Consider the following 13,733-nt stretch of genomic DNA (forward strand, 5'->3'; position numbering starts at 1 on the left):
CCGCAACTGCGGGGCTTGGGTTATACGATGCTCTGAATACCTTTTACAAGAAGTAAACACTAACTTCTGGCGGTATAATCACCGACTCCCAACCACTTATAGGTGGTCAGTGCTTCCAGTCCCATGGGGCCTCTGGCATGCAGTTTCTGAGTACTGACAGCCACCTCAGCGCCCAGGCCGAACTGGCCACCATCGGTGAAACGGGTGCTGGCATTGAGGTAAACCGCCGCCGCATTCACCTGGTTCATAAACTCGGTAGCAGCATTGATATCATCCGTGAGGATAGCCTCGGAGTGACCGCTGGAATAGCGGCGAATATGACCTATGGCCTGCTGGATATCATCGACTACCCGGATCCCCAGATTGAGAGATAGCCACTCGGTAGCAAAGCTATCCTCACTGGCGGCGGCCACTTGCTCAGCCCCAAGAATCGCCACAGTCTCGGGGCAGCCTACCAGCTTAACTCCGGCATCGACTAAGGCCTTGGCCACCTTGGGCAATGCCTCCTTGGCTATCTGCTTATGCACCAACAGGGTATCCAGGGCGTTACATACGGTTGGACGCTGCACCTTGGCGTTGAGAATGACAGGAATGGCCTTCTCCAGATCGGCCGCCTTATCCAAATAGAGATGGCAGATGCCGACACCGCCGAGAATAACCGGGATAGTCGCCTGTTCGGCGCAGAGCCGCTGCAGCTTGTCGCCGCCGCGGGGTACTATCATATCCACATATTGATCCAGCTTGAGCAGGCCGGTAACCAGGGTGCGATCAGGGTTGTCGATAAGCTGCACCGCATCTTCCGGCAAGCCACTGGCTTTAACGCCCTGGCGAATGGCCTTGGCCAGCGCCAGGTTGGATTTCAAGGTTTCCTTGCCGCCACGGAGGATCACCGCGTTGCCGGTTTTAAGGGCCAGCACGGCAATATCCACAGTCACATTGGGCCTGGCCTCATAGATAACGCCTATCACCCCCAGTGGCACGGCGCGGCGACACAGGCGCAAGCCGTTATCCAGCACCCGGCTGTCATATTCGCGGCCAATGGGGTCGGCAAGGGCAATCACATTGTCGATATCGGCTATGACTCCAGCCAGGCGCGACTTATCCAGCAGCAACCTGTCTATCATTGCCTCGTTGAGACCGGTCTCTTTGGCCGCAGCCACATCCTGCTCATTGGCCGCGAGGATTGCCGCTTCATCAGCCTTGAGAGCGGCAACGATATTATGCAGCAGTTGCTGCTTGGCGGTGCCGGAAAGATTGGCCAGGGCAAAACTGGCTTCCTTGGCCCTTTGCCCCAGTTGTTGCAGATATTCAGCTGTCATAAAACCACCATGTCGTTGCGGTGCACTATTGCATCACCATAGTCATAGCCCAGCAAGGATTCAATGTTATCTGAATGCTGGCCCGCGATACGTTTGAGGGCCACGGCGCTGTAGCGGCAGATCCCCCGCGCCAGTTTACGGCCATTGGGATCCAAGAGTTGCACTGTGGCGCCACGTTCAAACTCGCCCTCGACGGCGATAATCCCCTTGGACAGCAGACTGCGGCCCTTTTCGGTTACCGCTCGCACCGCGCCTTCATCCAAGGTCAGTTTCCCCTTGGCCTTGGGCCCGGCAAGGATCCACTGTTTGCGGCTCTCCAGCGGGGTTTCGATGGCGCAGAAGTGAGTCCCCACTGACTCGCCGGCAGCGATTTTTTCGATGGCGTCCGGATGATGGCCCGAAGCAATAACCACCTCGATACCGGCGCGGCGAGCTATGTCGGCCGCCTCCAGCTTGGTTGCCATGCCGCCGGTACCCAAACCGGAAACCGAGCCGCCGGCCAGTTGCCGCAGGCTGTCGTCGATATTGGCCACTTCGCTGATAAGATGAGCATTGGGATTATGGCGCGGATCGGCATCGAACAAGCCTTTTTGGTCTGTCAGCAGGATCAGCAAGTCGGCATCGCACAAAAGCGCTGCCCGGGCGGACAGGTTGTCGTTGTCCCCAACCTTTATTTCATTGGTGGCAACGGCATCGTTTTCATTGATGATAGGGATAATATTCTGTTTCAGCAGCGCATTCAGGGTATCTCTGGCGTTGAGATAGCGCTCGCGATCGTGCAGATCCGCCCGGGTCAGCAGCAACTGCCCCACATGCAGACCATAAATACTGAATAACTGCGCCCAGGCCAGGATCAACTGGCTCTGGCCCACAGCCGCCAGTAACTGCTTGTTGGCCATGGTATCCGGCAACTCCGGATACATCAGGTGCTCGCGCCCGGCGGCAATGGCGCCGGAAGTACACAAAACCACTTCGATACCGGCGCGCATCAGGGTCGCCATCTGCCTGGCCAGCTCTACCATATGGGCCTTGTCCAGGCGCTTGCTGCCGGAGGTAAGCACACTGGTACCCAGTTTTACCACTACCCGGCGGTAGCGTGTGTCACTCAAGTTCATCACTTGTATTTGCTTAAAAAAGTCGGGGATAAATCTTATACCCAATCCGCCGCCGGATTCCTAGCGGCAGTCGGCCATCAAGCGGACAAAATCGTTATTTATTGCGATATCTCATACAAAAAGGGCCATACAAAGTATGACCCTCAATAAATGCAGTTTATAAAGCACTTGCTCGCGTTTTACCTTTAACCACCGTAGGCAAACTTGAGAATAAATAGCAGCGCCAGTGCCACAACCCCGGCATTGAGATCGCGAAAACGGCCGCAGAGGAGTTTAATCGCCGCATAGGCGATAAAGCCAAAGGCGATCCCCGTGGCAATTGAGAAGGTTAATGGCATCAACAGGCAGACCACCACCACGGGGGCGGCTTCGGTCAAATCTTCCCACTCTACATGCACCAGACCAGACATCATCAGAATCGCCACATAGAAGAGGGTGCCCGCGGTAGCATAGGCCGGCACCATACCGGCCAGCGGCGAGATAAAGAGCGAGGCCAAAAACAGCAGCCCGACCACGACGGCGGTCAAGCCGGTACGGCCACCGGCACTAACGCCTGAGGTGCTCTCGACATAACTTGTGGTGGTCGAGGTACCCAGCATGGCCCCGGCAATAGTGGCGGCGCTGTCGGCGGTCAGGGCGCGATTGAGTCTTGGCAGGCGGCCCTTATCATCCAGAAAACCACCACGATGGGCTACGGCTACCAAGGTGCCCGAGGTATCGAACAAGTCCACAAACAAAAAGGCAAACACCACGGAAATCATGCTGATCTCCAGCATGCCGGAGAGATCCATCTTCATAAAGGTGGGCGCTATGGAAGGCGGCATGGATACCAGGCCACTATATTGCACATCACCAAAGGCCAGCCCCAACACTGTGATGGCCAGAATGCTGAGGATCACCGCCGCCTTATAACCACGCTGAACAAAAGCGATGATCAGGAAGAACCCCAATACCGACATCAGTGCCGGAAATGCAGTGATATCGCCCATACCTACGAGTGTTGCCGGGTTGGCAACCACTATGCCGGCACTCTTGAGGCCGATGAGCGCCAAAAACAGGCCGATACCTGCGGCTATGCCAAGGCGCAGCGACATGGGAATGGAGTTGACCACCCATTCCCGAATTCGCACCAGGGAGAGGATCATAAAGCAGATCCCGGAGAGGAATACTGCGCCGAGCGCGGTTTCCCAGCTATAGCCCATTTCCCCCACAACTGTGTAGGTAAAAAAGGCGTTGAGGCCCATTCCCGGCGCCAGGGCGATGGGATAATTGGCCAGCAGCCCCATGACCAGACAACCTATCGCCGCCGCGACACAGGTCGCCACAAAGACAGCGCCTTGATCCATACCGGCATCGGCCAGCATAGAGGGGTTAACAAAGATGATGTAAGCCATGGTCAGAAAGGTGGTCAGACCCGCCACGGCTTCCTGCTTCAGAGAGGTTTTGTTTTGCTTTAACTTGAACAGTTTTTCCAACATGGAACCAGGTTCCTTGAGTTTGAGTGTAGGGAGGTTTGTGACACTTCTTTAACGAGGTCATCGGCGGCAGATTATAGGGAGTTTGACCTGATCAGACCAGCACCAGAGCACGGAGGCTACCTGTGGTATCCATTAAATGCCCACCAGCTCACAATTTATTCACATTTTGCTGCGGACAAAAAAAAGCCTGCTCAAAGAGCAGGCCAAGACATGTATCAAGCACCCAAAAGGGAAAGAGTCTACCGCGCTAGCGGGTAACACCTGGCAACAGAAGCAAAACTTCTATTGCGACTTGAGTCTAAATACACCACAGAGTGGTGAACAAAGGTTGATGGATGATGGAACTACTTAAAGGGGTAGTCAGCCCTTGAAACTCATGGCGAACATGCCGCCGCGCAAAACCTGACAATCAAACCAGGTGTTGCTCCAATAAACTACGTTGTTTTTGCCTGTGTAAGACATAGCCGATACTCCTAACAAAGTTGTGAAATAAATACTCTAGTGAAGCTTGGCTCGGTTCCCTGGAACTAGAGGTTCTCATATCCGTGGAGACAACTTGTCACTCATTTCCTTGGAGATAGTTATCCATCCTGGATTGACTAGAGGTGGAAGGCGCTTGCCTAACCAACGAGAGCTATTATAGCCACCTGTAATTTTATTACAAGTATTGAGGCTAAAAATTTAAAATACACCTAAAACTGTAAGGTAATTACATAAAAGTTACACAGGATTTACCCACAGCACCTAATGATACATCTAGAAACATAGTAAGAAAACAGTCATTACCATTTGATTTTAAAGAAATAAATTAAAAGCCAATCAGACCGATTTCATTCCAATTAAGTAAAATCTAACACTGTAATTAGCTGTCAGTTACAGCCCAAATGTTAGTCTCCCGGCGGGGGTAAAAGCGTGATCCCAAAGAGGTAAGACCAGTTAAGGTGAATTGGATCACCCCATCCAAGGGCTGGGTAAAAATCCGTCTGAAAGTTTTCTGTTGTTTTCAGATATCGTGTCAAATAACAACCTAAAGCAGGGGCGGGATCCAATCACTCGCAGTGGATAGCTTGGGTGAGATGACGTCCAGCAAATATCGGGGCCATGTAATGCCAACATAGCGGTCGCCAAGTGAAGAAAAGCCAACGGACAGAGTGCAGGGATAACCCGGCCGACGACATCGGCCGGGAGGCGTTGAGGACTTACTCAGTCATATAGGCAAACAACCCAAGCAGCGGCGCCGCCGTAGGTTTGCCATAGAGGGGATCACCTTCTGTGGCACTGCCGGCGATATCCAGATGACTATAGGCCATGGGCTGAGCGTCTTTTACCCCGTGTTGCGCCAATCCGGAAGCCTTTAGCAGGAAGGCCGCCGGATACTGGTGTCCTCTGGCGGTAACCGATGAGGGCGCATTATTGGAAGAAAGTAGCTCAGAGGCGCCGGAAACATCACGCACCTTGGCAAAATCTTCCTTACGTAAACGGGACAGCTCCAGCCCTTCACCGTAACGCTCGGCGCTGGCTTGCAACCGCTTGGGTAATGCCTGTTGCTCGGCAACGGCGTTGGCCACTACCGCACTGTAAGAGCCATAGGCTCGCACCACATGGCCGGTCAGGGTTGCCACAGAGAACAGCTCGGGCGCGGCACTGCCCTGCGCCTTTAAACGCAGATGGGACAGCAAGTCGGCCAGCACTAAACGTCCTTCGGCATCGGTATTGCCGATCCTGACCCTGACACCCGAATGGGCTGTGATGATTTCGTCCGTGACAAAGGCTTCGCTGCCTATACTGTTGCGTACCAGCCCCAGTTCGGCCACCACACGAATGCCTTTGGGCTTGAGTAATGACAAGGTCTTCATCAAACCGGCCACGGCAGCCGCGCCGCCCTTGTCGCGGCTCATACCGGCCATGGCACCGCCCACTTTCAGATCGGCGCCGCCTGTGTCATACACCACGCCCTTACCGGCAAAGAAATAGTTGTGCTGGATGTCACCTTCGCCGCGGTACTCCAATTTAACGACTCTGGGCTGATGTCTGGCCACGGCAAAAGAGGCCCGCGCCACAGCGCTCAGCAAGGGATAGTCCCGCTCGAGAATGTCTCTGTCTTCCACGACCTGCAGCGACAGCCCTGAATCTTTGAAGGCGTTGAGGCAATAGTCGGCAAAGGCAGGGGCGCCCATGCGCTCGGGCTCAGTGCCGCAAAGATCTCTGGCAAGGGTGCGGCCGGCTTCGATGGCATTGAGCATGCCGGCATCGGCGCCGTTCATCACCCCTATGGCTTCTATGCTGTCAAGGGCGGCCCCCGCCTCACGGGCTTCCAATGGCTGCCATAACTCCTGCGCCGTTGCCAGCGCCGCAACCATATCTGCCTTGGCGTATTCATCACCTAAGGATGCAGGCTTATCGATCCACAACAGCGGCCTTTTGGCTCCGGCGTCACGGGCGATGGCGATACCGGCACGGGCGGCATTGGCAAAGGCGCGCACATCGTCATAATCGCCAAGCGGCGCGACCGGGGCGATAATCAAGCGGCCACCGGCAAGCCCGGGAGCAAACAACAGGGTTGGGCTCTTGCCCACCCGTTTGTCAACTTGAGCCCCGTGGGAGGCCAGCATAGCCACCTCTTCGATTGGACACGCCGTCACATCGGCGCTGACCACCAGCAATGCATCCCAGTCTGCCTCACTGAAAATTGCATCCTGGTCAGTAACATCAATAAATTCAACCATGACCCATCCTAATTATTTTTTATTGGCGCCCAGCATTATTCCCTTTCCGGCGCCGGATTACCAATATCTGGCTGGCAAGTTTCGCTGCCACAAATAAACAATTGTCCCAACTGGGTTCTGCGCCCTTACGTCGCTCTGTGATAGACTGGTGACAACTCGGGCTTGGCCCGGTCCAAGCCCGCCAACCAGACGAAAAGATCAGGAGTTTGCTGTGTCCAGTCTCAGCCAATTGCAACCTCAGCCTCTATGGCAGTGGTTTGAACAAATCTGTACCATTCCTCACCCATCCAAACATGAAGCCGCGCTCAGCCAGTATATTCAGAACTGGGCCAAAGACCGTCAGCTTGAGGTTATCGAAGATAAAGTCGGTAACCTGATTATTCGCAAAGATGCCACTCCCGGGATGGAAAACCGCAAACCCGTGGTGATCCAGGCCCATATCGATATGGTGCCGCAGAAAAATGCCGATAAAGAGCATGACTTCGTCAAAGATCCGATCCAGCCCTGGATTGATGGCGACTGGGTCAAGGCTCAGGGCACGACTCTGGGTGCCGATAACGGCATAGGCATGGCATCGGCGCTGGCAATTCTCGGCAGTGACGATATTCCCCACGGGCCGCTGGAAGTGCTGCTGACCATAGATGAAGAAGCGGGTATGACAGGAGCCTTTGGCCTGGAAGCCGGTATGCTTCGCGGTGAAATCCTGATCAACACAGATTCCGAGCAGGAAGGCGAGATCTACATGGGCTGCGCCGGTGGCGTGGATGCCGAGATCACCCTGCCCATGGTCTGGGAAGCCACAGGCGATGGTTTCCAGGCATTCAACCTGACGCTCTCCGGGCTAAAGGGTGGCCACTCGGGGGTGAACATTCACCTGGGACGCGGTAATGCCAACAAGCTGCTGGCCCGTTTTCTGTTTGAACACAGCGAAAGCCTGCAGCTGGAACTGGCCGAATTCAACGGCGGCTCGCTGCGTAACGCCATTCCCCGTGAAGCCAGTGCCACTATTCTGGTACCGGCCGAACAAGCCGCAGCTTTGAGCGAAGCCACCGCGGCTTTCCAGGCACTGCTTAGAGAAGAGCTGGCGGTTGCCGATCCGGCCGCTTGCCTGACTCTCACCGAAGTACCGCTGCCTGCCAAGGTGATGAGCGAGCAGAGTCAGAACACCCTTATCGATCTGCTGCATGCCTGCCCCAATGGTGTCATGCGGATGAGTGACGAGATTGAAGGCGTGACAGAGACCTCACTCAACCTCGGGGTGATCAATACCAGCGAGCAGGATGTCAAACTCCTGTGCCTGATCCGCTCCTTGATTGACTCAGGCCGCAGCCAGATTGAGGGCATGCTGATCGCCTTGGCCAACCTGGCCGGTGCCGAGATTGAACTCTCCGGCGCCTACCCAGGCTGGAAACCAGACAGCCAGTCTCCTGTGATGGCGATTGTGCGCGACACCTATCAGGACATCTACCATAAAGAGCCGGTGATCATGGTGATCCATGCCGGTTTGGAATGTGGCCTGTTCAAGGAGCCCTATCCGGCCATGGATATGGTGTCTATCGGCCCCACCATACGTTTCCCTCACAGCCCGGATGAAATGGTGAATATCACCACAGTGGGCCAATATTGGCAGCTGCTGTTGGCTGTACTGGAACGTATTCCCGAAAAGGCCTGACACCTTGAGAAAGGCACTTAAGCCTTGAATAAATAGCGCCAAACGACTTGGCGTTGCGGCAAAGAGGCAAAGGCTGCAAGAGTGGCTCCCCATCAACATGGGCAAACTATGTGATTGGGATGAACGAAGATTGCCAACACAGCAGCCTCTTCAAGTTAGCAAGAGTAAAAAAGCCGCCCCTGGAGCACTCCGGGGCGGCTTTTTGATGCGTAGCGCCTAGCGTTTAGGCTATTCCTCCAGCAAGCTACGCAGCATCCAAGCTGTCTTTTCGTGGACTTCCAATCTGCGGGTGAGCAGATCGGCGCTAGGCTGGTCATTGGCCTTGTCGATAACGGGGAACAGGGCTCTGGCGGTGCGGGCCGTGGCCTCCTGGGCTTCGACCAGGTGCAATATCATCTCATTGGCAGAGGGCACACCTTCCACTTCCTTGATGGATGCCAGGCGAACAAACTCCTTATAAGTCCCCGGCGCCGGATACCCCAGGGCGCGGATCCGCTCGGCAATTTCATCCAGCGCATTCCACTGCTCCGAGTATTGCTCCATAAACATCAGATGCAGGCTGTTGAATTGTGGCCCTTTGACGTTCCAATGGAAATTATGGGTCATCAGATACAGGGTATAACTGTCGGCCAGCAGCGCAGAAAGCCCCGCGACAATTTTTTTACGATCCGCATCAGAGATACCTATATCTATGGTGGGTGCCTTGACTTTCTTGGTTGCCATATACACTCCTTTTGCTTGTTGGCGATAGCCGCGCTCAATGGCGACTAAAGATAAAATAGCCATAACAGAGTGGGATCTTATGCCCGGGCAAACTGTGATAAACATCACAACTTACTAAACTATAGCGGCCCAAAGCCCAAAGGAGTTCTCTTTATCAAGCAGGAAAACAGCTTTTTAACCGATTGATTTTCATAATCAAACATACATGCCACCTGCGATAACCCCTTGTAACCGATTTGCCAGTTTCCAATAGAAGCCAGACAAGGCAATCCGGGAATCTCTTTGTCAGCCAGAGCTTATATTTAGAGAAACTCGCGATCACTTTTCCGCAGCTTGACATCTTATGTTCATTAAAAGCTGATAGCCTGCCGACAAGCCTTATACCTTAAGCGCCGCGGCACAGGAGTGTTATCTTGACTTTGGCTTCATCCACACCTTTTACTCTGCCACGCTTATGTTACCTTTCACTGAAGCTATAATAAGTTAAAGCTGCAGCCCTGCATCAGGAATGACAACTGCGAAATGGATTCTCGCCTCAGAATACGAGCCGACAGCAAGCTGCCGACTAAACCTAACAAGTGGGGATCTGTTTTATGTTTTTTAATAAATCGTCCAAACAAGCCCTGGCACAATGTCAATTGCAGCTGTCCAAGCAACTAGCAACAGTGCAAGCCATAGAGCAGTCGCTTGCCTGTGTGGTATTCACGCCCGACGGCACAGTGATAGAAGCCAATCGCCTGTTTGCCGAGTTGTTTGGCCTGGAGCATGAGAAGCTCAAAGGCATGCCACACAAAACCTTGTGTCAGGCCGATTATGCCGCCTCAACCCAATACCGCAGTTTTTGGGAACAGCTCAGGCAAGGAAAAGCCGCTGCCGGGGTGTTTGAACGTCGCCACGCAGATGGCAGCAGCATTTATTTGCAGGCCACCTATTTCCCTGTGTTTGAGCAGGGTAAAGTCACCCGCGTCATGAAGATTGCCGCCGATGTCACCAACAGCCAAATGGAAACCGACACTCAAAAAGCCGTGGCCAACGCCCTGGATAACTCCCAGGCGATTATCGAGTTTGATCCCAAAGGTAATATCATTGAAGCCAACGCCAATTTTCTCGACGTCATGGGCTATACCCGGGCCGAACTGAAGGGGCAACACCACAAGCTGTTTTGTGACGAAGCCTTCTACCGGGAACACCCCCATTTTTGGGAAGAGCTCAACAAGGGCCAGTTCAAGTCAGGGCTGTTTAAACGCTTCAATAAGCTGGGGCAAACCGTCTGGCTTGAGGCCAGCTATAACCCCATACGCAATCCCGTCGGTAAGGTGATCAAGGTGATTAAGTTTGCCAGTGATATCACCGCCAGGATAGAAAAGTCCCAGGCGATTAAGGAAGCGGCCGAAATAGCCCACAGCACGGCGCTGAATACCGGTGCCACAGTTGAGCAGGCGATAGACAGGCTGGACAGGGTAACCGCCACCTCCAACAGCATAGCGTCTCAGGTGCAGCAGGCCTCAGAGGCGATAGCTCAGCTCAATGAACAGTCACGCAATATCCAGGCGATAGTCTCGACCATCAGCGCCATCGCCGAACAGACCAATCTGTTGGCGCTCAATGCGGCGATTGAAGCGGCCCGCGCCGGTGAGCAAGGACGGGGGTTTGCCGTCGTCGCTGATGAAGTCAGACAACTGGCGGCCCGCACCAGTGAGTCCACCAAGGAGATAGGCTCTGTCGTCAGTCAAAATGGTCAGCTCACAGACAAGGCCACCCGGGAAATGGCGGCGGTGGCCGAGGCGGCCAACCAGGGTAAGACCCAGCTGCAGGAAGTCGCAGACGTAATGGGCGCGATTCTCGATGGTGCCCGCAATGTGGTCGATACTGTCGCGTCTCTGTCTGATGAACATCACGGGCATTGATCCGAAGGCGTCTCTCGCTCCTCTAAAAAAGAACCCAGCCGAGGCTGGGTTCTTTTTGTTTGCTTGGGGAAGGTGCGAACAAGTCCTCGTGGCACTCTGGCTTGCACAGCAATTGGCGTTCAAGGCATCAGACTGAAGGCATGCCTGGGCCTGTCGAAGTCAGATAACGCAGAGAGCCGGTTGCTGTGAAAGCCCCTAAGGGCGTGGCTTACAGACCTATCTGCTGTGTTGTGCTTCTTGCAAAGGACTTGGCCATTTGTTGCGAACCACGCCTTGCATCCAGGCCTGTAAGCCAACGCAGAGCACACATGGGGCTTATTCGCACCTTCCTTAGGTCTTGAGCCTATCCAATTGATCGTTTTGGCTGTCCACCAACTGTGCCAGCGTCTGACTGCTCTGCTCCGCCTCACCGGCCAGACGCGCCAGTTCGGCCGCCGAGTCTGAGATGCCGGTGATATTCTTGTTCACCTCTTCGGTGACAGCGCTTTGCTCCTCGGCCGCCGTGGCAATATGGGTGATCTGCGCCGAGATTTGATCCAGTTGGCTGACCATAAGATTCAGTGCACTGAGTGCCTGCTCTGTTTGCGACACGGCGTTTTTGGCCTGCTCCACTCCGCGTTCAATAATATTGGAGGCGCTGCCCACTTCCTGCTGCAGTGACTCGATTAGACGACCAATATCCAGAGTCGAGCTCTGGGTCTTGGAAGCCAGCGCCCTCACTTCATCCGCTACCACGGCGAAACCTCGGCCCTGATCGCCGGCGCGGGCCGCTTCAATCGCCGCATTGAGCGCCAACAGATTGGTCTGTTCGGCGATGGCGCTGATCACTTCCAGAATGCTGCTGATGTTATTGCTGCTCTCCGCCACCTTGGCGACGGCGGCCTTGGCCTGCATCGACTCACTGGACATGGTATTGACGTAATCCATCGCCTTGTTGAGGCTGGTTTCACTGTCGCGGACATTGACCGCCATGGACTCAGTTTCCGATGCCGTCTGCTCCGAAGCCTTGGCCACTTCATGGGCCGTGGCGCTCATCTGGTTGACCGCGGCCACCACACTCTCTATCTCACTGTATTGGCGATTGACACTGTCCAGTGTCTGGCGGGCAATTTCTGCCGTGGTTTGGCCCTCATCACGGGAGCGTCCGGCAAGCATTTTCAGCTCACGGATAAGCTCCCTGAGTTTGAGAATAAAGGCGTTTACCCCGGCGCCAAGGGCGATAAGCTCGGCGTGGGAAGTCACCTGAATGCTTTGGGTCAGGTCGCCTTCGGCACTGGCCAGATTCTCAACCCGGGATTGAATGCTCTTGAGCGGTGCCAATATGCTGCGGATCACCAAAGCTATGGCCAGTACCGCCAGCACAGATACCAAGACGCCAACCCCGAGCAGCAAGCTGCCCAGTTCGGTGGCCATCACTGTCATCTCTTCACTGAGCTTGGCCACGGGCGCGAAGGCGTCCACTTTGGGCACTTCAATCAACAGCGACCAGCGACTACCGGAAAGAGGAATGTCGATACGGTGCGCAACCACTATGTCATTGTCCGTCAACATAAAGCCCTCGCCGCCGGCCAGCGCCACCATTTTGGCGGCCAGCTCAGGGGCGACAGACTCGGCCAGTGGCCGCGCCTTCTTGCTATAATGACTGGCAGCCACCACCAGCCCCTTGCTGCTGAGCAGAGTAACCTTGGCCTTGCCCTGATAGAGCGACTGCGACAGCTGATCGATCAGTTTCTGAAATACCGGTAGATTGACATCCACCCCGACGATACCGGCAAACTTGCCATCGCGCAGCGCCGGTACAGTCAAGGAGGTCATCAACTCATTGTTGCCCGGAGCTATCTCATACAGGTAGGGCTCCATCAGGCAAGGCTTGAGGGTATCTTTACCGCACAGATACCACTCAGCCTCGCGAATGCCAAACTCGTTGAGCGTGGCGACATACTTCTCCTCGGCATCGTCCACCTGGTGTTGCTCAATACTGCCGTCGTTGTTGCGGGTAAAGTAGATCTCCAGCGACCCGGCGCCAGGCACACTGTGTTTGCTCGCTTGCTGTTGATACTGCCAATCCTGGCCGTCGTATCCATCGGGCTCAAACTGGGCATAGATGGAGGAAACCTGGCTGTTCTTTCTGAGCACCGCCTCGACGGTTGTCTGCACTTCTTCCCGGGTCATGGGATCCCGCTCAGAGGTCAGCTCCAGAATCCCCGCCAGTGACCAGGGAATGCGGTAGGCCTCGTCAATAAAACCGGCGACTTTCTCACCGTATTGAGCGGCACTGGCCTCGAGCTTATCGCGGATCTCCAGCTCCAGCGTCTGCTGCACCTCTGCCGACAGACGTTGGTTTTGATCCGACAGAGACCACCAGAGACTGATGGAGAGAATGGCCACTGTTATGAGAAACAGCGCCGAAGTTATCCAGAGAAGTTTGGTTCCGATGGAGAGTTGCTTCATCCAAGGCTCCTGATAGCGGCGGGCGCAATGCGCTTGTAAATGAAAGGTTAACAGCTACAAAGATAGCACCATGGACTCTCCCTGTCTCAATCTACTAGCACTTATGGGTTATTTTTACCAAGTAAAGTGCCAATAAGCCTTCGCGGCACTCTGGCTTGCACTGCCATTGGCGCTGCTGAGCTTGCCGATAAGTCATTTCGTCTTTTCCATTTGCGCGGCAACGGCCGATTAAAGGCAAGGGCCCCCACTGAGTTCGCTTGGTACTTGTTACTCTCTTCCCAAAGAAGTCTGGAAAGTGTCAACTGTATTCCGGATGAGTCACAGACATAAAAAAGGGAAGCG

8 protein-coding genes are annotated in these 13,733 nt (G+C 54.6%); 2 read left to right on the forward strand and 6 right to left on the reverse strand.

Translation table 11 applies throughout. The features are described from left to right. Positions 1-59 precede the first annotated feature (59 nt). From ON072_RS06485 to ON072_RS06500, 4 genes are all read right to left on the reverse strand, one after another. A complete protein-coding gene (locus ON072_RS06485) occupies positions 60-1,319 on the reverse strand; it encodes a glutamate-5-semialdehyde dehydrogenase (protein ID WP_107005615.1) in 1,260 nt (419 codons plus the stop codon). Further along, positions 1,316-2,434, reverse strand: a complete 1,119-nt coding sequence (proB, locus tag ON072_RS06490; RefSeq protein ID WP_025009905.1) for a glutamate 5-kinase — start codon at positions 2,432-2,434, stop codon at positions 1,316-1,318. The genes ON072_RS06485 and proB overlap by 4 nt, the downstream gene beginning before the upstream one ends. Before the next feature lie 185 nt (positions 2,435-2,619). Continuing rightward, positions 2,620-3,912, reverse strand: a complete 1,293-nt coding sequence (locus ON072_RS06495) for an NCS2 family permease (protein WP_028780681.1) — start codon at positions 3,910-3,912, stop codon at positions 2,620-2,622. Between the two features lie 1,199 nt (positions 3,913-5,111). Continuing rightward, entirely contained in the window at positions 5,112-6,638 is a 1,527-nt protein-coding gene (locus ON072_RS06500; protein ID WP_107005614.1) for a peptidase M17, read from the reverse strand. 211 nt (positions 6,639-6,849) lie between these two features. Between ON072_RS06500 and ON072_RS06505 the strand changes: the two genes are divergently transcribed. Continuing rightward, positions 6,850-8,310: an aminoacyl-histidine dipeptidase gene (locus ON072_RS06505; RefSeq protein WP_044733910.1), complete on the forward strand. Its 1,461-nt coding sequence runs from the start codon at positions 6,850-6,852 to the stop codon at positions 8,308-8,310. A 228-nt stretch (positions 8,311-8,538) separates the two neighbouring features. Here ON072_RS06505 and ON072_RS06510 read toward each other — a convergent pair whose 3' ends face one another. After that, on the reverse strand, positions 8,539-9,033 hold the full coding sequence (locus tag ON072_RS06510; protein ID WP_044733909.1) for a Dps family protein: 495 nt from the start codon (positions 9,031-9,033) through the stop codon (positions 8,539-8,541). Positions 9,034-9,626: 593 nt separating this feature from the next. Here ON072_RS06510 and ON072_RS06515 point away from each other — a divergent pair. Next, positions 9,627-10,940, forward strand: coding sequence for a methyl-accepting chemotaxis protein (locus ON072_RS06515; RefSeq protein ID WP_107005613.1), 1,314 nt, complete (start codon positions 9,627-9,629; stop codon positions 10,938-10,940). A gap of 330 nt (positions 10,941-11,270) precedes the next feature. Here ON072_RS06515 and ON072_RS06520 read toward each other — a convergent pair whose 3' ends face one another. Beyond that, entirely contained in the window at positions 11,271-13,391 is a 2,121-nt protein-coding gene (locus ON072_RS06520) for a methyl-accepting chemotaxis protein (RefSeq protein WP_028780685.1), read from the reverse strand. Positions 13,392-13,733: the final 342 nt, after the last annotated feature.

This window comes from Shewanella sp. K8 (assembly GCF_028823715.1).
In the GTDB taxonomy this organism is placed as follows: Bacteria; Pseudomonadota; Gammaproteobacteria; order Enterobacterales; family Shewanellaceae; genus Shewanella; species Shewanella algae.

Coding starts and splice junctions, on each gene's coding strand:
- proB (WP_025009905.1), bottom strand. CDS start 2,434: ATGAACTTGAGTGACACACGCTACCGCCGGGTAGTGGTAAAACTGGGT.
- ON072_RS06500 (WP_107005614.1), bottom strand. CDS start 6,638: ATGGTTGAATTTATTGATGTTACTGACCAGGATGCAATTTTCAGTGAG.
- ON072_RS06515 (WP_107005613.1), top strand. CDS start 9,627: ATGTTTTTTAATAAATCGTCCAAACAAGCCCTGGCACAATGTCAATTG.
- ON072_RS06520 (WP_028780685.1), bottom strand. CDS start 13,391: ATGAAGCAACTCTCCATCGGAACCAAACTTCTCTGGATAACTTCGGCG.
- ON072_RS06485 (WP_107005615.1), bottom strand. CDS start 1,319: ATGACAGCTGAATATCTGCAACAACTGGGGCAAAGGGCCAAGGAAGCC.
- ON072_RS06495 (WP_028780681.1), bottom strand. CDS start 3,912: ATGTTGGAAAAACTGTTCAAGTTAAAGCAAAACAAAACCTCTCTGAAG.
- ON072_RS06510 (WP_044733909.1), bottom strand. CDS start 9,033: ATGGCAACCAAGAAAGTCAAGGCACCCACCATAGATATAGGTATCTCT.